Raw genomic sequence first — 20,470 nt, forward strand, 5'->3', positions numbered from 1 at the left:
AAATTAAGTGGATATATTAATTGTAGATGATGAAAAATTAATTCTTAAAGGAATAAAACAGATTCTGTTGCAGGAAATAAAAGAAATAGAGTCGATTGTGACGGCTACCTCTGCAAAAGAAGCAACTCGTCTATTTTATGATTTACGTCCTTCTATTGTTCTTTCTGATATTCGTATGCCTGAAGTGAGTGGTTTAGAGCTAATTGGAAAGTTAAAGGAAACAAATATTCCATTTAAATCCATTATTATAAGTAGTTATGATGATTTTGAGTATGCCAAAGAAGGAATTTTATTAGGCATCGAAAATTATTTGATAAAACCTATTAGTCGAAATGAATTAGTAGAGACTGTTTTAGTAACGATTTCTAAGATTAAAAATGAAAGAACGAAAAATCAATTATGGACTGAAAATGAACGTGAAATATTTAAAGATAATTTTTTGCGCAGATTATTACTACAAAATTTATCCTCTGATGATTATCAAAAATGGGGAGAATTACTCTTACCCTATCAGTCTTGGAATCAAGTGTCCGTTGTTTATTTAACATTCAGTGATCCGCCAACTATTGAAGAAAAAAATGCGCTTATTCGTCAATTAAACTTTAAATTTTCTGCGTTTGAATTAATCAAGTTAACCGCTGATGAGATTGTCTTAATTTATGATTCCTCATGTATTTCTGAAGATGAAATTAAACAACAACTACACAGCTTTATTTATTTTTCAGATTTATTTGTTACTTTCGGCCATACTGTTCATAAGATAGAAGAAATTCATACTTCGTTCTTACAAGCAAAAACATTGCAGTCCTATAGCCTTGTATTTGGCTTTGGTCAGTGTATCAGTGAAGCTGATGTGAATAAAAATCATATTTTTTCTGAAGAAATGATTACTCAAGACACTTTATCAAAACTAATTATAGAAGGAGATAATCAAACGATCTATGAAAAATTTCAGCATCTACAAAATGAACTCATGGAGGCTTCTCTGGAACCATTAGCGATTCAAAATATTACCATAGGAATTGGTTTAATGATACATCGAATCTCTGCAGAGTTTGGATTAGCAGATACAGATGAGATTAGTGCTCTTCGCTATCTGATGACCTGTATAACAGAACAAAAGACAACTAGTCGAATCTTTACTTTTTTATACGAACGTATACAAGAGCTAATGGATAAACTAAAAAATAATGAACAAAATTATTCTCCTGTTATTCAGCAAATTCTAAAATTAGTAAATAGTGATTTGAGTATTCATCATTCACTAAAAATTTTAGCAGATAAATTCAATATGAACTCGGCATATCTAGGACAATTATTTCAAAAAGAGATTGGCATGGGATTCAACCAATATTGCCATCACCAACGAATGAAACAAGCGAATGAATTGATTATCCATTCAACAAATAAAATTAGTGATATTGCAAAATCTTTTGGTTATGATGATGTTAGTTATTTTTATCGTCTCTATAAAAAAGATTATGGCATAACTCCTAATAAAATTCGTTCCAATAAATTTATCTATAAAAACTGAAATTTTTTATATTAATTGGCAAAAAAAATGAAGGGGGATATAACTAATTAAGTTATACCCCACCCTCGTAAACTCTTGATAAAGGTTGGAACAGAAGTAACCCATCTACACTACGTGTTGAGTGAGGGGAAACTCATCTCCTGCTCACTATTTTATATAAATTTTAGGACCTTTTCTCATATTTTTGCGGTCATTTTTAGGTGTTTCCATTTGTTTGACTCTTCCGCCACCTTGTTTTTTCTTAATAATTTCTAACATTTTTTCTTTTGAATTCATTTGTTCTCCTTTACTCCCCATTAATCTCACACCAGAATCTGTAAGCACTAAGGAAATGCGACTGTTCATTTTGCCATACTTTTTATGGTCAAAAAGACAGCATTATTTTTCACATAAATTGTTCTAGGGTAAAGCGAATAAGTAGACGAACCAAATTTGCTTGTCATAGTATGGATGAAGAATTATCTAATTGCTAATTCCCAATAAGACAATCGATAGCACCGTCATTTTTTGATTAAAGACCTCTCAGCATTTTGGCCCGAAAAATCTTCAAATAGTTCAGCTATATTAGTTATTTTCTATTTTTGTCAACAATGTTACGGTCTCAACATGATAGCTTTGTGGGAACAAATCGACTGGCTGAACCTTCTCAGTTTTGTACCCTAACTCTTGAAACAGTTTTACATCGCGGGCAAGAGTAGCTGGGTTACAAGAAATATAAACGACTTTCTCAGGAGACATTTCCGCTGCTGATTGTATAAAGCTTTCTGCCAATCCCTTACGTGGAGGGTCAACAATAATAACAGTTGGTTTTATCCCACGTTCATGCCATTTTTTCATGACTACTTCCGCTTTGCCTGTTTGATAATGAGCATTTTCAACATGATTTTTTTCTGCATTAATTTGGGCATCGATAATCGCTTCAGGAGTTACTTCAACACCGTATACATCCTTCACCTTATCTGCTAATGAAATACCAATGGTTCCAATCCCAGAGTAGGCATCAATAACAACATCTGATTTCTTTAAATCTGCAAAATCAATCGCAGTTTGATAAAGAACTTCTGCTTGAGGCGTATTTACTTGGTAGAATGATTGAGGAGAAATTCTAAATGTATGTCCTAGAAGTTGATCAACCATGTGATCTTTACCAAAGAGCACTCGATTTTCCTTGCCGAGAATCACATTAGTTTTTTCTTCATTGATATTTTGGATAACAGAAACAACCTCTGGAATTTCTTTATTGATAGTTTCTGCGATTAGTTCTCCTTTAAAGAACTTTTCTTTTCTAGTCACTAGAATAACCATTATTTCATGAGTATAGTGTCCTCTACGAACGATGATATGTCTGAGCATTCCCTTATGGCTTTCTTCATCATACGCACGAACATCAAATCGACGTAAAATATTTCGGATAGTCACAATCGCTTTATCAATGTCAGGGTCTTGAATATAGAAGTCTTCAATAGGAATAATTTGATGACTGTTTTTACGATAAAATCCAGTAGTCAATTCTCCAGCGACTCGTCTAACAGGAATTTGCGCTTTATTTCTATAGCCTGAGGGTTCATCCATTCCTAGTGTCTCATAAACAGGAACCTCTGGCATCTTTGCAATTTTCTTCATGACATTTTGAACTTGCTCTTGCTTAAACTCTAATTGTTTTTCATAACTTAGATGACTTAATGGCGCGATTCCTGTACGTAATAAATCAATATGTTCGATTGGCTGGCGGTCAGGACTTTCTGTTAACCATTTTTCAACTTTAGCAAAGCCAAATTTATTGCCAACTTTCACCACTAAGACCTCTACTTCTTCGCCAGGAAGACTGTTTTCAATAAATAATGGGTACCCATCTACTTTTGCTACACCCATTCCTTCATGAGTTAAATCAATAATTGAAACGATAATGCGCTGATTCTTTTTTACTGGATAATCTTTCATTTTGTACTCCTTTAAGCAAATTTGCTCTCATTATTCTAATGAATGTTTCCTTAAAAAGCAAGGAAAACTCATGAAAAAGAAAATCTGAACGCCCGTAGGATCCCTCTATACGTGTTCTCCTAATTCTACGCTCAGATTCTCTCTATCTTATACTAATTGGAAAAACTAGCCATTTTCACCATCACCATTAATATCTTGGTCGGTTAGTTTCTCCACTTGTTTGACAAATTCTTTCCCAACATATTCTAATTCCACTTCTTCTTCTGTTTCACCAGTAATTGCATCATCAGGAATTTTATCTGTGTTTGCAAAAAATTCAATATGCTGATGAAGATTCTCAAAAGTCATTGGTGCATCACCACCATATTCCCCATCAAGATTAATCATCATTCGTTTATCACTATCTGTTGTTTCAGCATAAAGCTTGCTCGTTTTTGTATAAATTAATCGAGGATCGTCAATATGTTTGCCCCCATTTAACATTAATGCAGCAATATGCAGGATTTCAAACAAGTTTGCTGTTTTTACAATAATTAATGAAAATTTTCCATCATCAAGTTTTGCATCAGGAACAATTTGTTCAAAGCCTCCAACAGAGTTGGTTAACCCAAGGAAAAACATAGAGGCATTGCCATCATATTCTCCATCATCATATTTCAAATGCATTTTAATTGGTTTAACTCGAGGCAGCATCTCTGCTCCCTTAGCTAAATAAGCCAAGTAACCAAAAATACTTTTTAATTCTGAAGGAACATCATAAGTTAATTCAGTTAAATAACCACCTGCAGCAATATTGATAAAATAATTTTCACCAGTTTTACCAATATCCATTTTTACTGACTGATTTTTTTTGATTACTTCAGCGGCGGCTTTAATATTATCTCTAGGAATTTTTAATGCCCGAGCATAATCATTTGTTGTCCCTGCGGGGATAATAGCCATCTTTGGTCGTTTTTCTAATGAAGCAATTCCATTAACCACCTCATTAATCGTTCCATCACCACCCGCGGCAACAACTAAATCAAATCCTAATTCTCCCACACGTCTTGCTTCGTTTCGTGCAGAGTTTGGTTCTGGTGTCGTAGCGTAGGTACTCGTTTCATAACCAGCTTCTTCTAAAACAGAAAGTATATCTGCTAAGCTTTTTTTGACTACTTCTTTTCCTGAAGTAGGATTATATATGACACGTGCTTTTTTCATGTTATGCCCTCTTAACGTTTTGCCAATTCTTCTTGCAACAGTTTATTCACAACACCAGGATTCGCTTGCCCTTTTGTCGCTTTCATGAGTTGTCCTACCAAAAATCCTACCGCACGATCTTTCCCATTCTTGAAGTCGTCAACAGATTGCTGATTGTTATCCAACACTTCATTAATGATTGGCAATAATTGCGCTGGATCAGATAATTGAACAAGTCCTTTTTCTTCTACTACTTGTTTAGCATCTCCACCATTAATGATTAATTCACGGAAAACTTTTTTCGCAATTTTTGAACTAATCGTTCCATCAGCAATTAAATGAATCATCCCTGACAGATTGCTTGGAGTAAGCTTCGTTTCTCCAAGTTCAAGTTTTTCACTGTTTAGATAAGCTGAAACCTCACCCATCAACCAGTTAGATACTTGTTTGGGATCAGCATCATTTTCAAGGGTCTCTTCAAAGAAATCAGACATTTCTTTAGTTAGCGTTAGTACCATTGCATCATATTCAGGTAAGCCAAATTCTTTTACATAACGTTCACGACGAGATTTTGGCATTTCCGGCAATGTTTCACGGATTTTTTCAATCCATTCATCATCAATTACAAATTTTGGAATATCAGGCTCTGGGAAATAACGATAATCACTTGAGCCTTCTTTTACACGCATTAACAATGTTTGATTAGTTGTTTCGTCAAATCGACGTGTTTCTTGTTGAATTTCTCCACCAGAAAGAAGAACTTTCGCTTGACGTTTTTCTTCATACGCTAATCCTTTTTTTACAAAGCTCATTGAGTTAAGATTTTTCAGTTCTGCTTTTGTTCCAAATTCTTCTTGACCATAAGGACGTAATGAAATATTGGCATCACAACGCATAGAGCCTTCTTCCATTTTAACATCGCTGACTTCAGTAAATTGGATAATTGAACGTAACGCTTCTAGATAAGCATACGCTTCTTCTGGTGAACGCATGTCTGCCTCAGAAACAATTTCAATTAAAGGTGTCCCTTGACGGTTTAAATCCACGTAAGAATAGCCGCCAATCCCATGCATATTTTTTCCTGCATCTTCTTCTAAATGAACGCGTTCGATTCTAATTTTCTTCTTTTTACCTTCTACTTCAATTTCAATCCAGCCATCATGTCCAATGGGTTGATCAAATTGAGAGATTTGATAAGCTTTTGGATTATCCGGATAAAAATAGTTTTTTCTGTCAAAATGTGTGTCTTTAGAGATTTCGCAATTCAAAGCAAGTGCTGCCTTCATTCCAAATTCTAACGCAGTCTTATTCATGACAGGTAATACACCCGGATAGCCCCAGTCGATGATGTTTGTATTACTATTGGGCTCTGCACCAAAATGAGCCGGCGCAGGAGAAAAGATTTTTGAGTTTGTCTTTAACTCCACGTGGACTTCAAGTCCGATTACTGTTTCGAAGTTCATTAGGCATTCCCTCCTAAAATCACTGGTTTTTTCTCGTGGAAATCTGTCGCTTGTTCAAATGCATAAGCGGCTTTGTACATTGTTGATTCATCAAAATGATTTCCAATTAGCTGCAAGCCTACCGGTAACCCTTCTGAAAATCCGCCAGGAATAGACATACCTGGAAGCCCTGCTAAATTCACAGGAATCGTCAGAATATCACTCTTGTACATAGTAATTGGATCATTAATATTTTCACCGATTCCAAAAGCAACTGTTGGTGAAGATGGACCTATGATTAAATCATACTGATTAAATACTTTGTCAAAGTCTTGTTTAATTAACGTACGAACTTGACCAGCTTTTTTGAAATACGCATCATAGTAGCCTGAACTTAGAGAAAATGTTCCTAACATGATTCGGCGTTTTACTTCCATACCAAATCCTTCTGTTCTTGATTGAACATAAATATCATCTAAATTTTTGGCATTTTCTGAACGATAGCCGTAACGAATACCATCAAATCGCTGCAAGTTTGAACTTGCTTCTGAAGAGGCAATAATGTAATAAACAGCTACACCATATTTTGAATGTGGTAAGCTGACTTCCTCTACCGTTGCACCTAATGCACGGAATATTTCTGCTGCTTTAAGGATAGCTTCTTGTACACCTGGAGCAATTCCTTCACCTAAATATTCTTTTGGCAAAGCAATTTTCATCCCTTTGATGTCTCCTGTAAGTCCTTCTGCAAAATTAGGAACAGAAACACCTGCTGAAGTACCATCTTTTTCGTCATAGCCGCTGATAGCTGTTAGAGCTAAAGCATTGTCTTTTACCGTTCTTGTCATTGGACCAATTTGATCTAATGAAGAGGCAAATGCAATCAAGCCAAATCGTGAAACACGACCATAAGTTGGCTTCATTCCAACGATTCCATTAAATGAAGCCGGCTGACGGATACTTCCGCCTGTATCGCTTCCCAAAGAAACAGGCACTTGTCCTGCGGCAACAGCTGCTGCTGACCCTCCAGACGATCCTCCAGGAACTTTGGTATGATCCCAAGCATTTTTGGTCTTTTTAAATGCAGAGTTCTCAGTACTTCCACCCATTGCAAATTCATCCATGTTTAGCTTTCCAACAGGAATTAAATCTGACTGATAAACCTTGTCCATAACGGTTGCATCATAAATAGGATCAAAATTATATAAAATTTTTGATGCAGCAGTCGTCCGTAAATCTTTGGTCACAATGTTGTCTTTAATCCCAATTGGAATTCCAGCTAAAACATTTTCTTCTGTGATTCCTTTTTCATCAATTGCTTTTGCTAAGCTCATTGCTTTTTCTTCGTTTAGTTGTAAAAATGCATCAACTTTTGGCTCAGTTTCTTTAATGCGTTCAAAGGTAGAACGAGTTAAATCTTGTGCTGTGATTTCTTTTGAAACAAGTAAATCATGCAAGTCAACAAGTGATTTATCATATAATTTTTCCATTATGCACCAGCCTCTCCTTCATCGATAATTGCAGGCACTTTGATAAAGCCGTCTTCTGTTTCAGGAACATTTCGCATCAGCTCATCGCGATTCCATCCTGGTTGTGCACGATCTTGGCGCATCACATTAATTGTTTCTATCACATTTGAAGTGAAATCAACACCTTCAGTATCAACTTCCTCTAATAATTCAACCATATCAATAATTTTTCCTAATTGATCTGTAAAGCTTTCAAGCTCTTCTTGTTTAAAATCAAGCTTTGATAGCTTGGCAACGTGCTTTACTTCTTCTTCACTAATCGCCATTCATACCCCTTCTTTCTTCTCACTTAATAGACATTTTGTTCTTATTTTACCATAGGTTCAGATAAATTTTAAAATACTTTCATGAAACTTCTCATAAAAATAGACAAAAACAGCAAACATATGGATGATTCCTTCTTTTTTGCTTTAATTTTTATGACTGTCTTTTAATGCATCAGCCATTTGCTGTTCGTTCCAAATCGTAATACCAAGAGATTGTGCTTTTGTTAATTTACTTCCCGCTTCTTCTCCTGCAACAACAATATCAGTTTTTTTAGAGACACTTCCTGTAACTTTTCCGCCTAGAGACTCGATCGTTTCTTTGGCTTCTTCACGATTAAACTGAGTAAGTTTACCAGTAAGTACAATTGTTTTATCTTTAAATGGTGAATCAATTTTTTCCAAATCAGAAGTCCGCACGCCTTTATAAGTAAGATTTACCCCAGCTGATTGTAACTCTGCCATCAGCTGATGAACTTCTTCATTCTCAAAATAGGTCACTACACTATTAGCAATAATATCACCAAGCGTATCCAAAGAGACAATTGTTTCAAAATCAGCTTGACTTATTGCATATAAATCCCCAAAATGCTCTGCTAAAATTTTTGCAGCTTTTGCTCCTACATGACGAATGCCCAAGCCGAAGATCAAACGTTCGACTGAATTATCTTTACTGGCAGAAATAGCTGTCAATATATTGCCTGCAGCTTTTTCTTTAATTTTGTCTAGTGTCAACAGCTGCTCTTCAGTCAGCTTATATAAATCTGCTACATCGCTAACCAAGTGTTTATCATACATTTGAGCAAGTACACGTGGTCCAAGACCATCAATATTCATAGCATTTCTAGAAACAAAATGGTTCAGCCCTTCTTTTATCTGCGCAGGACATTTTGGATTAATGCATCGCAGAGCAACTTCTTCATCTAAATGAACAAGTTCACTGTCGCAAACAGGACAGTGGGTTGGCATCTGATAAGCTTCGCTTTCTTTTGCCCGCTTCTCTAAAATAACCTGTGCAACCTCTGGAATAATGTCTCCTGCTTTATAAATAGTCACTGTGTCATTCAAACGAATGTCTTTCATGCGAATATAATCTGCATTGTGAAGACTTGCTCGACTAACAGTTGTTCCTGCAACTCTCACAGGGGTCATTACTGCAGTGGGGGTAATCACCCCTGTTCGACCAATTGTCCACTCAATATCCTCTATCACAGTCTGTGCTTCTTCAGGAGGAAACTTATAGGCAGCAGCCCATCGAGGCGCTTTTACCGTGAATCCTAGTGACTCCTGAATATCAAAATCGTTCACTTTGATAACAATTCCATCAATTTCGTAAGGAAGTTCTGCACGTTTATCATGATACTCTTGGATAAATGCCCAAACCTCATCAACAGTGTTACATAATCGTTTTTCAGGATTTGTTCGAAAGCCAATTTCTGATAACTCGTTTAAAGCATCATACTGCGTTTTTGAGGTCATTGGACCAAAATCGGCTACAGTATATAAAAACGTATCTAATTTTCGTTGTGCAGTTACTTTTGTATCTAGCTGTCGTAAACTACCAGCAGCTGCATTTCTTGGGTTTGCAAATACATCCTGGCCAGCTTCTTCCCGCTCTTGATTGAGTTTTACGAATGAAGCTTTTGGCATATAGCATTCCCCACGAACTTCTACAGAAATATCTTCATTTAAACGTAAGGGAATCGAATTAACTGTTTTTAGATTTTCCGTAATATTTTCTCCAACACTTCCATCTCCACGTGTTGCTCCTCTAACAAACAAACCATTTTCATATCGTAAAGAAATAGATAAACCGTCAATTTTCAATTCACAACAGTAACTAACTGGATGTCCAACCGTTTTTTGAACACGCTGGTCAAATTGAATCAACTCTTCTTTACTAAAAACATCATTTAAACTATATAAAGGAATATCATGTACGGCTTTTTCAAATCCTTCGATAACTTTTCCACCCACACGCTGGGTAGGAGAATCGCTCATAATTAACTCAGGGTATTGTTCTTCAATTTGGACAAGCTCTGTATAAAGTTTGTCATATATATAATCTTCTACAGAAGGCTGATCTTTGACATAATATTCAAAAGCATAACGGTTTAGCGTTTTTCTAAGCTCTTGTGCTCGAGCAGTTGCTTCTTCTTGTGTCAATAAATGACTCATTTGATTTCCTCCTAGTTATAGTTTCTCAATCGGCGCAAACGCAGCTAATAAACGTTTCACTCCTTGTTCAGGAAACGCAATATCTAACTCCATATCTTGAGCGGTACCACCTACACGAACAACGGTTCCCGTTCCCCATTTTTTATGCTTCACTTTATCTCCTGCTTGCCAGCCACCAGTTTCTCCACCAGTAGAAACCTTACTGGAAACAGATTTTACAGAAGGCTGCTTATAGGCTGGCTTGAACACCTTTGGATCAAAGGTCTGCGTAGGTTTCTTTTGTGGTGCTGCCATCCCTCTTGTTTCAAGTAAGTTTTCTTGAATTTCTTCCACAAATCGAGAAGGTCGATTATACTGTGTTCGACCATAAAGAGTACGGGAAAATGCATTAGACAGATAAAGAATTTGTTCTGCCCTTGTAATTCCTACATAAGCTAAGCGACGTTCTTCCTCTAATTCATTTTCTTCCATCAACGCTCTAGACAGAGGGAACACGCCTTCTTCCAGACCGATGAGGAAAACGACTGGAAACTCTAATCCTTTTGCAGCATGAAGGGTCATCAAGGTCACCTGTGAAGCATCTTCTTCTAGATTATCAATGTCAGATACCAAAGCTAAATCGTTTAGAAAGACGGTCAGTTTTTCTTCCGGTGCATCTGCTTCATCCTCAGTCTGTTTTGCATAGCGCTTATCAAATTCTTGCGTCACCGTCAAAAATTCTTCTAAGTTTTCTAATCTTGCTTGGGATTCTAAGGTGTTCTGAACTTTCAAGTCATCTTCATACCCGCTTTTATCAATCAGCTCTTTTGTTAATTCTGTGATTGTAAGATAAGGCACCATCTGACTTAATTGATCAATCATCACCCCAAAGTTTCCAATTTCTTTTCCTGCTTTTCCAGAAATATTTGCTAGTTCAATATTTTGTGAAGCTTCTAAAAGAGACCAGTCATGCATTTGAGAAAAGTTTCTAAGCTTCTCAACAGAACCAGGTCCAATCCCTCTCTTTGGTGAATTAATAACACGCTCAAAACTGATGGAGTCGCTAGGATTAGCTATCACATTTAAATACGCCAAAATATCTTTAATTTCTTTTCGGTCATAGAACTTGTGACCGCCAATCATTTTATAAGGAATGTTGGATTTTAGTAAGGTATCTTCCATTACACGAGATTGAGCATTAGTTCTGTAGAGAACAGCAAAATCACCATATTTCAACTTCTCTTCTTGAATTAATTTTTGCATTTCTGAAACAACAAAATTTGTTTCCCCTCGTTCATTATCCGCACGAAAATAGGTGATTTTTTCACCCTCCTCATTATCCGTCCAAAGTTTTTTCTTTCGACGATTACCATTGTTTTCGATCACTTGATTCGCTGCAGAAAGAATATTTTTTGTCGAACGATAATTTTGCTCAAGCAAGATTACTGCAGCATCTGGGTAATCTTTTTCAAAGTCGAGAATATTTTGCATGTCAGCCCCACGCCAACCGTAAATACTTTGATCAGCATCTCCGACAACACAAAGATTTTTGAAGCGTTCTGCCAGTAAATTAACAAGTGTATATTGTGCATGGTTCGTATCTTGATATTCATCTACATGAATGTAGTGGAACTTATTTTGATAATAGGTTAATGAATCCGGATGTTCTTCAAACAGACGAATTGTATTCATGATTAAATCATCAAAGTCCATACACTGATTTCTTCGAAGCTCTTTTTGATAAAGGTCGTAACATTTTCCAGCAACCTCTTCAAAATAATTACCTTGAAGCTGTGCATATTGCTTTGGTGTTTGCAAATTATTCTTTGCTTGAGAGACAATACTCAACATGCCTCTAGGATCATATTTCTTTGGATCTAAATTTAATTCTTTCAAAACTCTCTTCATTAAAGAAAGCTGCTCTGAAGAATCTAAAATAGTAAAATTCTTGTTATAGCCAATGAAATCCACATCTCTTCGTAAAATTCTCACACACATTGAGTGAAATGTTGAAACCCAGACATCTTGTCCGCCAATTCCAAGGATATTGGTTACACGCTCCTTCATTTCTCTAGCGGCTTTATTGGTAAATGTAATGGCAAGAATATTCCACGGATTGACCTCTTTTTCTTCTATTAAATAAGCAATTCTATGAGTCAATACACGTGTTTTTCCACTTCCTGCTCCAGCCATTAATAACAACGGGCCTTCTGTATGGAGGACAGCCTCTTTTTGACGAGGATTCATCCCTTTTAGTAAATCATCTCTGGATGACATCAACAACATCCTTTCTTTCAATCAATCTGTTCAATTATACCATTTTAGGCAGAGGCATAAAACTACTATCCTTTAAAACTTTTTAAAATACTTTTTCTCAATTTTTTTCTCACAGTAGAAATATTCTTCCTTATTTTTTGTGAGGAGAATTTTCTTTCAATTATTTACTCAATTCTTACTTTTTGAATGTATTTGACGTTTTATATTCATTTATGAACGTTTTTGGATGTTTTTGATTGCGTAGAAATTCAGACTATGCTACTATTCTTGTGAGGAGGCGTAGAAAATGCTTACAGACGAACGAAAACAACGAATATTACAACTTTTAGAGCAACATTCAATTGTTAAGTCTCAAGAATTAATGCTCTCATTCGATGTTTCTGAATCAACAATCCGAAGAGATTTACAGGAATTAGAGGATGAAGGGTTACTTGAAAGAATTCACGGCGGTGCAAAAAAAAGTCAAAAACTTTCATATGAACAAACAATGAGCGAAAAAACATTCAAAAACATTCAAGAGAAAAAACAAATTGCCACATTAGCCGTCAATGAAATTGATGACGGAGATATTATTTATTTAGATGCAGGTTCTACTACTCTTGAAATGATTCCCCTTTTAAAAAATAAATCAATTACCGTTGTCACCAATTCTGTTCAACACGCATCAAAACTTGTAGAGCTTCAACTCCCTACAGTTATTTTAGGGGGTGCAATTAAATTAGCAACAGAAGCAGTTTTAGGTTCAACAAGTATTCAACAGCTCTCTCAGCTTAGGTTTAATAAGGTATTTATGGGAATGAATGGCGCTCACTTAGAATTTGGCTACTCCACTCCTGACCTTGAAGAAGCAGCGCTAAAGAAACTAGCTATTGCGAATGCAGAAGAAGCATTCGTTCTAATTGACCATACAAAATTTAATAAAGTGACATTTACTAAAGTTGCTTCACTTAAAGAGGCAACAATTATTACAGATAACTGTGATGCAGCTTATTTAGAAGATTTTCAATCAATCACAACAGTGAAGGAGGCATTATAAATGATTTATACAATGACGTTAAACCCCTCTATTGATTATATTGTCCGTGTAACAGATTTAACACTTGGGGCGTTAAATCGAATGGATGAGGATTTAAAGTTACCTGGCGGAAAAGGAATTAATGTGTCTCGCATATTAAAACGAATCGACAAACAATCAGTGGCACTTGGTTTTCTAGGCGGTTTTACTGGTACCTATATTTCTAACTGGTTAAGCAATGAAGAAATACGGAGTCAATTTACACAAACAAACGGTGATACACGAATTAACATCAAGTTAAAGTCAGACACAGAAACTGAAATCAACGGGTTAGGTCCAGTTATTTCCGAAGAAGAAATTGCTTCATTAAAAGCGACTCTTTCTGAAATAAAAAAAGGAGACATCGTAATTCTTTCAGGAAGCACGCCCGCTAGTTTACCTAAAGGATTTTATCAAGAGCTGATTCATCAAATTGACGTCAAAGAGGCAGAATTTGTGATAGATACAACCGGAGAGGATTTACTTCATGCCCTCTGTCATCATCCACTTTTAGTAAAACCAAATAACCATGAGTTAGCAGAACTCTATCATACGAAATTTTCTTCAATTGAAGAAATTATTCCATATGGCAGAAAGCTTCTTGAGTCAGGTGCACAACATGCAATTATTTCAATGGCTGGCGATGGTGCCCTCTTGTTCACTCCTCAGGGTGTTTATCAATCCAATGTGTTAAAACGTCCCTTGAAAAATTCTGTTGGTGCTGGTGATTCCATGATTGCAGGATTTATCGGTATATACGAAGAGACTAAAAATCCTATTGAAGCGTTTAAATGGGGGGTTGCATGTGGAAGTGCTACTGCTTTTTCAGATGATTTAGCTTCAAAAGAACGAATTGATGAATTGCTGTCGGAAGTCACAATTACCCAACTACAATCATTTTAGGAGGTTTTATGATGAATATTAAAGACTTATTAATTAAAGAAGCCATGATAATGGATCTTAAAGCAACAGATAAAAAAAGTGCGATTGATGAAATGGTACAAAAAATGTACGATACTGGGCGGATTACGGATATAGACACCTACAAATCTGGGATTCTTGCTCGAGAAGCACAAACATCCACTGGTTTAGGTGACGGAATTGCCATGCCCCATGCAAAAAACAGCGCAGTAAAAGAAGCCACTGTGTTATTTGCAAAAAGTACACAAGGTGTTGATTATGAATCCTTAGACGGACAACCTACTTATCTTTTCTTTATGATTGCTGCTCCAGAAGGTGCAAATGATACACATCTTCAAGCGCTTGCTGCTTTATCTCGTTTACTCATTAATCCTGAATTTGTTGGTGAATTAAAGAAAACCTCTACACCAGACGAAGTGCAAACTCTATTTCAAACAGCTGAAGAAGCAAAAGAAGCAGAGGAAAAAGCAGAGAAAACTTCTGAAAACAGTCAAGTAAATACAGAAAAACCATTTATCGTTGCAGTAACAGCCTGTCCAACAGGAATTGCACACACGTATATGGCTGAGGATGCTTTAAAGAAAAAAGCAAAAGAGCTTGGAATTGAAATGAAAGTTGAAACTAACGGCTCTGAAGGTGTTAAAAATAAATTAACCGCAGAAGATATTGCACGTGCAGATGCAGTTATCGTTGCAGCCGATAAAAAGGTTGAAATGGACCGATTTGACGGAAAAAAATTAGTGAATCGTCCAGTAAGTGATGGTATTCGTAAAACAAATGAATTGATTCAATTTGCATTAAGCGGTAAAGCGCCAGTCTTTCATGGAGATACATCAGCTTCCTCATCTTCTGATGACTCAGCTGACGGAACGGTTCTGTCAAGAGTCTATAAAGATTTAATGAACGGAATTTCCCATATGCTTCCTTTCGTTATTGGTGGAGGGATTGCGATTGCCTTGTCCTTTATGATTGACCAATTTATTGGCGTCCCTCAAGATGCATTAAATCAATTAGGGAGCTATAACGAAGTCGCTAGCTGGTTTAAACAGATTGGTGATGCTGCATTCGGTTTTATGCTACCTGTATTGGCGGGCTTCATTGCTTCAAGTATTGCAGATCGTCCTGGACTAATCGCTGGTTTTGCAGCTGGTTCTCTTGCCTTAGCTGGAAATGCAGGATTCCTCGGTGCACTACTTGGTGGATTTATGGCCGGATATGTCATGATTTTCTTGAAAAAAATATTTAGGGGTCTTCCTAAATCACTCGAAGGAATTAAAACAATCCTTTTCTATCCAGTTTTTGGATTATTGATTACAGGAATGCTGATGCTACTTTTAAATATTCCCATGGCATTTATTAATGTTTCACTTAATGGATTTTTAGATAGCTTAGATGGAACAAACGCGGCTCTTTTAGGTGCCTTGTTAGCTGGAATGATGGCTGTTGATTTGGGTGGACCAATCAATAAAGCGGCTTATGTATTTGGTACAGCAACTTTAGCAACCACTGTTGCAGATGGCGGAAGCGTTGTAATGGCCTCTGTAATGGCGGGTGGTATGGTGCCGCCATTAGCAATTTTTGTTGCCACTCGTTTATTTAAAAACAAATTTACACAAGAACAACAAGATGCTGGTTTAACGAATATCGTTATGGGCCTCTCATTTGTTACAGAAGGTTCAATTCCATTTGCCGCAGCTGATCCATTGCGCGCGATTCCAAGCTTCGTTATAGGCTCTGCTTTTACCGGCGCATTAGTTGGCGGATTTGGTATCAAGCTATTAGCGCCACATGGTGGAATCTTTGTTGTCTTTTTACTAAGTCATCCACTGCTTTATCTATTATTTATTGCTGTCGGATCAATTATTTCAGGTGTCATCTTTGGCTTAATGAAAAAGCCAATCAACACCCCGCAAGCAGTATAATTTAAATAAACAGGTAAACTCTATAATTACGAGGAGCTTCGGGCATAAGTCCAAAGAATTCTAAAACAGAAGACCGAAAATCATTTTTTTACGATTTTCGGTCTTCTATTTTTAAGATTATTGGGAGAATATTTTTTATTTTCCTAGCTCGCCTACATTTCCTTAAATTTACTGCTATTAATGCAAATCTAATTTCATCCTTGAGTTGAAGAGTCCGCAAATAAACTGAGCACGTCTGTCCCAACCCCATTTTTTACCATGAATAAGTATACTAGTCTTTCACCTTCATCCGTGCTTTTCCAGCTTTTTTATCACTGGTCAGATAGCACTTCAATTTACAGGAGAACTACTATCCTCTTCCTTGAATCCCTAATAACTCCTCTAACTTCTCATATGCCAGAAACAGCACACGTAAGTGATTTTTTTCTTTTTTTAATTCTACTGAAATCGCATCTTTTTTTTGTTTAACAGGTCCAATTTTCACATCAGGAAATCGTTCAAAAATCTGGTCAAAAGGAATTTGTGTCAGTTGATTCTGAGGAATATAAAACCGTAAAGTTGCTTCGTATTCTGGATATTTATCATCAATTACATCGATTTCCAGATAATCTCTGATATAGTAACTGTAAGCCTCCAAGCCGCTATCTAGTGTAAGCTCTGGATCAATCACTTTGTAGGCAACCATTTTTAGCTGGGATTCATCTATCCAAGGAAAAAAAGCTTGTGCATTCAATGCCCCTTTTACCCTTTTTTCTTGATATGTTTCATGAACCAAATCATAAGTTCGTGTAATAAAATGGCTGGCTTCTTTTTTTCTGGTTGGTTGAAGAGAGTCATTTTGATATTGAACAGTATGAATAAAATTTTTTGGATAAACATATTCAATATACGCTTCTCTCAATAAGCCTGTACCGTTGTCCCAAACCAGTTGATCAATACCTAACTGGTCTCTAAACAACCGCTGAAAGCCCAAATTTCGCTCATGCTTCCAATTATAAGGATTTTTAAATAATTGAATTTCTATAACTTCATTTTCATGTTCCTTTACAAACTCAACTTGTTGAATTTCTTTAAAGATTTGCTTTGGAATCATAGAATAATAGACACTTCCAAAATAAATGTGCCAACAAGAGGTGAGACATAGACCTTTGAAAAAAATATCATATCCTGCAAATTGATTACAATCTATTTTTTGCTCTCCAGACATCGTCTTTAATTTAGGAAGCTCCTTAATTTCTTCTTCTGTTTCAAAATTTTGACGTTCCTTAATATTTGCTACGTTACTATATTGATACTCACTATAAGATCGAAGATAGGAAATTATTCCAGTATAAAAAGTCATTTTATTTAGTAAGTAATCCTTTATGAGTTCATGATTTCCCCAAAAGAGGTTATCTGAAATTAAGTATTTTTCTAATATACGACCTTTAAAAAGACTAAAGCTGAATTCATCTATTTCATTGCCAACTAGCCAGGTGACTTCCGAGTCCTCACCAAGTAGACTGATTGCATTTTTTATCTTATGTAAATCAAAAGGCTGAGGCTGCTCATTTTCTATTCTAATAAAGCTAGGTTGGATTAGAATTCTAACAAGAGACAGCCAGTCTTCTGATGCTTGAACAATTTCTTTAGATGTTGCAGCATCTACACGCAGCATGCCGTACATTTGTTTTTTCTCTATCATTTGCCTCACCCCTTCTCTATTTCTATTATACCGAATAGTTTCATGTTCCACTAAAAATAAGCGTTATTTAAATTCTTTGTTTCACATTTTTTTGAAAAACGTGGTAAACTAAATACACATGGAGGTGGATTTTCATGGGATTAAAATTTGAACGTACTGACAATTTGGATAAAATGTTTGCTGATTTTGTCGTTGACCCTGAAAATAAAGTAGCGCCAAAAGAAGACATTAACCGATTCTTAAAGCCCGAAATAAAAGAACCTGAAAAAAAGAAAAAAAAGAAATCCTAAAACTAGGATTTCCAAAGTTAGAGCTAGTAGCCATTCAGGCACTAGCTCTTTTATTGATTAAGACTTTAGCATGTCAACAGATACATAACCGTTCACATAAATACATGTTTTTAACATCCACTAAGAATCACAGTGCTCTTCAAATCAATCAACTCTCATTCTTTTTAAAAAGTCATTGCTTCTTCGATGGCAGCCCAGGCTTCTTCTTTTCCTTGTTTTGTGACAGAAGAAAAAAGGATAAAATCGTCATTCCGATCAAAATCTAAGGCTTTTTTGATGATACTTTCATGCTTATTCCATTTTCCACGAGGAATTTTATCCGCTTTTGTTGCTACCACAATCACTGGAATGTCATAATACTTCAAAAACTGATACATTTGAATATCTTCTTGGCTAGGTGCATGTCGCAAATCCACAAGAGAAACAACCGCTTTTAGTTGTGGGCGGGTGGTTAGATATGTCTCAATCATTTTCCCCCACTTCACTCGCTCTGTTTTTGATACTTTTGCATACCCATAGCCTGGTACATCCACGAAATGTAATGCATTTTCGATCAGATAAAAATTTAATGTTTGCGTTTTTCCCGGCTTTCCTGATGTGCGCGCTAAGTTTTTTCTATCAATTAAAGTATTGATAAATGAAGATTTTCCGACGTTTGAACGCCCAGCTAATGCAATTTCAGGCAGCTCAGTGTCTGGATATTGTTTAGGTGCAACTGCACTAATGACAATATCTGCTTGGTTGACTTTCAATAAATACCTCTCCTTCCCTTAAAAAAGAGGTTGGAACAAAACCCTTCGTTTTGATCCAGCCTCTCTATAAATTGTTTCCTAACCTGCTTTTTGTTCTTTTTCATTGTAAAGGATGATAGGTTCTCCTTCACCTTCAGCAGCTTCTTGTGTGATGATAACTTTTTTGATTCGTTCATCTGATGGAATCTCAAACATGATATTCATCATGATATCTTCAATAATCGAACGTAACCCACGGGCTCCAGTATTTCGCTCAATTGCTTTGTTAGCAATTGCTTTCAAAGCACCTGGTTGAAATTCTAGCTCTGTATCGTCTAGTGACAATAATTTTTTATATTGTTTCACTAACGCATTTTTAGGTTCTGTTAAAATTTGAACGAGATCATCATTTGTTAACTTATCAAGTGCCGCAGTTACAGGTAAACGACCGATAAATTCTGGAATTAAGCCAAACTTCAATAAATCTTCAGGGATAATATGTTTCATGACACTTTCATCTTCTGAAAATTTTGTGTTATTTGTCCCAAATCCGATTGTTTTTTCGCCCAAACGGTTCTTAGCAATTGTTTCAATTCCATCAAATGCACCACCAACAATGAATAAAACGTTAGTTGTATCAATTTGAATGAATTCTTGCTGGGGATGCTTTCTTCCACCTTGAGGGGGAACACTTGCAACAGTGCCCTCAAGAATTTTTAATAAAGCTTGCTGAACCCCTTCACCTGAAACATCTCTTGTAATTGAGACATTTTCGCTTTTGCGAGCAATTTTATCAATTTCGTCAATATAAATAATCCCTTTTTCTGCACGTTCAACGTTATAATCAGCAGATTGTAGCAGCTTCAAAAGAATATTTTCAACATCTTCACCAACATAACCAGCTTCGGTTAGGCTTGTTGCGTCTGCAATAGCAAACGGTACATTTAATGACTTCGCTAAGGTTTGTGCTAAGAAAGTTTTCCCTGAACCCGTAGGACCAATTAAACAAATATTACTTTTTTGAAGTTCAACCTCTTCATTTGTTCCTTCAGATTCGTTTACACGTTTGTAGTGATTATAAACAGCTACCGCTAACGTTTTCTTCGCGCGTTCTTGGCCGATTACATATTCATTTAATATTTCTAATATTTCTTTTGGTTTAGGAATTTCCATGAATTCACGAACTGCTTCATCATAAAATTCTTCATCAATAATTTCTTTACATAAATCGATGCATTCGTTACAAATATAGACACCTGGTCCGGCAACGATTTTTTTCACTTCTTCTTGTGTTTTCCCACAAAAAGAACAACGAACCGCTTCATTTCCATTTGTATTATCGTACATGGTTTTCACCCCTTGATTCTATCCGTTCTCATTCTTGACAGACTAGGAAAAGAGTTATTTCTCGTTTATCCTATTACAGCCTTTCACTATCATATCATAGTTTCCTAGAAAGAAAAAGTAGTTACGACCCTCAACTAAATAGTTCTTAACTTTTCTTTAACACAGAGATGAAGTTGCATAGAAAAAAGCTTTTGAAAAT

General features: G+C 36.0%; 16 protein-coding genes. 5 read left to right on the plus strand and 11 right to left on the minus strand.

Going from position 1 to position 20,470, the window contains the following annotated elements:
- Positions 1–7: 7 nt before the first annotated feature.
- On the plus strand, positions 8–1,534 hold the full coding sequence (locus tag I589_RS10375) for a response regulator (RefSeq protein ID WP_010767484.1): 1,527 nt from the start codon (positions 8–10) through the stop codon (positions 1,532–1,534).
- Between the two features lie 147 nt (positions 1,535–1,681).
- On the opposite strand, the gene I589_RS18705 is transcribed toward I589_RS10375, so the two are convergent.
- From I589_RS18705 to pcrA, 8 genes are all read right to left on the minus strand, one after another.
- Positions 1,682–1,810, minus strand: a complete 129-nt coding sequence (locus I589_RS18705) for a hypothetical protein (protein WP_010767483.1) — start codon at positions 1,808–1,810, stop codon at positions 1,682–1,684.
- Between the two features lie 288 nt (positions 1,811–2,098).
- Positions 2,099–3,475 (minus strand): 23S rRNA (uracil(1939)-C(5))-methyltransferase RlmD, encoded by a 1,377-nt coding sequence (gene rlmD, locus I589_RS10385; RefSeq protein ID WP_010767482.1) that lies wholly within the window; start codon positions 3,473–3,475, stop codon positions 2,099–2,101.
- A 165-nt stretch (positions 3,476–3,640) separates the two neighbouring features.
- The gene (locus I589_RS10390; protein ID WP_010767481.1) at positions 3,641–4,675 is read right to left on the minus strand and encodes a diacylglycerol kinase; all 1,035 of its coding nucleotides are present in this window, start codon (positions 4,673–4,675) and stop codon (positions 3,641–3,643) included.
- An 11-nt stretch (positions 4,676–4,686) separates the two neighbouring features.
- On the minus strand, positions 4,687–6,117 hold the full coding sequence (gene gatB, locus I589_RS10395) for an Asp-tRNA(Asn)/Glu-tRNA(Gln) amidotransferase subunit GatB (protein ID WP_010767480.1): 1,431 nt from the start codon (positions 6,115–6,117) through the stop codon (positions 4,687–4,689).
- Positions 6,117–7,586 carry an Asp-tRNA(Asn)/Glu-tRNA(Gln) amidotransferase subunit GatA gene (gene gatA, locus I589_RS10400; protein ID WP_010767479.1) on the minus strand — a complete coding sequence of 490 codons (1,470 nt, stop codon included), beginning with the start codon at positions 7,584–7,586 and terminating at the stop codon, positions 6,117–6,119. Before gatA ends, gatB begins: the two co-directional genes overlap by 1 nt.
- Positions 7,586–7,891 carry an Asp-tRNA(Asn)/Glu-tRNA(Gln) amidotransferase subunit GatC gene (gatC, locus tag I589_RS10405; RefSeq protein WP_010767478.1) on the minus strand — a complete coding sequence of 102 codons (306 nt, stop codon included), beginning with the start codon at positions 7,889–7,891 and terminating at the stop codon, positions 7,586–7,588. Before gatC ends, gatA begins: the two co-directional genes overlap by 1 nt.
- A gap of 144 nt (positions 7,892–8,035) precedes the next feature.
- Positions 8,036–10,066, minus strand: coding sequence for an NAD-dependent DNA ligase LigA (gene ligA / locus I589_RS10410; protein ID WP_010767477.1), 2,031 nt, complete (start codon positions 10,064–10,066; stop codon positions 8,036–8,038).
- Positions 10,067–10,081: 15 nt separating this feature from the next.
- On the minus strand, positions 10,082–12,322 hold the full coding sequence (gene pcrA / locus I589_RS10415) for a DNA helicase PcrA (protein ID WP_010767476.1): 2,241 nt from the start codon (positions 12,320–12,322) through the stop codon (positions 10,082–10,084).
- A gap of 286 nt (positions 12,323–12,608) precedes the next feature.
- Between pcrA and I589_RS10420 the strand changes: the two genes are divergently transcribed.
- The 3 genes from I589_RS10420 to I589_RS10430 are packed head-to-tail and all read left to right on the plus strand — an operon-like array spanning position 12,609 to position 16,219.
- Entirely contained in the window at positions 12,609–13,358 is a 750-nt protein-coding gene (locus I589_RS10420) for a DeoR/GlpR family DNA-binding transcription regulator (RefSeq protein WP_010767475.1), read from the plus strand.
- Positions 13,359–14,279, plus strand: a complete 921-nt coding sequence (gene pfkB, locus I589_RS10425) for a 1-phosphofructokinase (RefSeq protein WP_010767474.1) — start codon at positions 13,359–13,361, stop codon at positions 14,277–14,279. It abuts the gene before it with no gap.
- Between the two features lie 11 nt (positions 14,280–14,290).
- Positions 14,291–16,219 carry a PTS fructose transporter subunit IIABC gene (locus I589_RS10430; protein WP_010767473.1) on the plus strand — a complete coding sequence of 643 codons (1,929 nt, stop codon included), beginning with the start codon at positions 14,291–14,293 and terminating at the stop codon, positions 16,217–16,219.
- A gap of 349 nt (positions 16,220–16,568) precedes the next feature.
- Here the strand turns inward: I589_RS10430 and I589_RS10435 are convergent, their stop codons facing one another.
- Positions 16,569–17,903 carry a hypothetical protein gene (locus tag I589_RS10435; protein ID WP_010767472.1) on the minus strand — a complete coding sequence of 445 codons (1,335 nt, stop codon included), beginning with the start codon at positions 17,901–17,903 and terminating at the stop codon, positions 16,569–16,571.
- 134 nt (positions 17,904–18,037) lie between these two features.
- On the opposite strand from I589_RS10435, the gene I589_RS18490 reads away from it, so the two are divergent.
- On the plus strand, positions 18,038–18,193 hold the full coding sequence (locus tag I589_RS18490) for an SPJ_0845 family protein (protein WP_010767471.1): 156 nt from the start codon (positions 18,038–18,040) through the stop codon (positions 18,191–18,193).
- 164 nt (positions 18,194–18,357) lie between these two features.
- Here the strand turns inward: I589_RS18490 and yihA are convergent, their stop codons facing one another.
- Both yihA and clpX read right to left on the minus strand, forming a co-directional pair.
- A complete protein-coding gene (yihA, locus tag I589_RS10440) occupies positions 18,358–18,945 on the minus strand; it encodes a ribosome biogenesis GTP-binding protein YihA/YsxC (RefSeq protein WP_010767470.1) in 588 nt (195 codons plus the stop codon).
- A gap of 78 nt (positions 18,946–19,023) precedes the next feature.
- Positions 19,024–20,271, minus strand: a complete 1,248-nt coding sequence (clpX, locus tag I589_RS10445; RefSeq protein ID WP_010767469.1) for an ATP-dependent Clp protease ATP-binding subunit ClpX — start codon at positions 20,269–20,271, stop codon at positions 19,024–19,026.
- Between the last annotated feature and the right edge of the window lie 199 nt (positions 20,272–20,470).

The organism is Enterococcus phoeniculicola ATCC BAA-412 (assembly GCF_000407505.1).
Lineage (GTDB): Bacteria > Bacillota > Bacilli > Lactobacillales > Enterococcaceae > Enterococcus_K > Enterococcus_K phoeniculicola.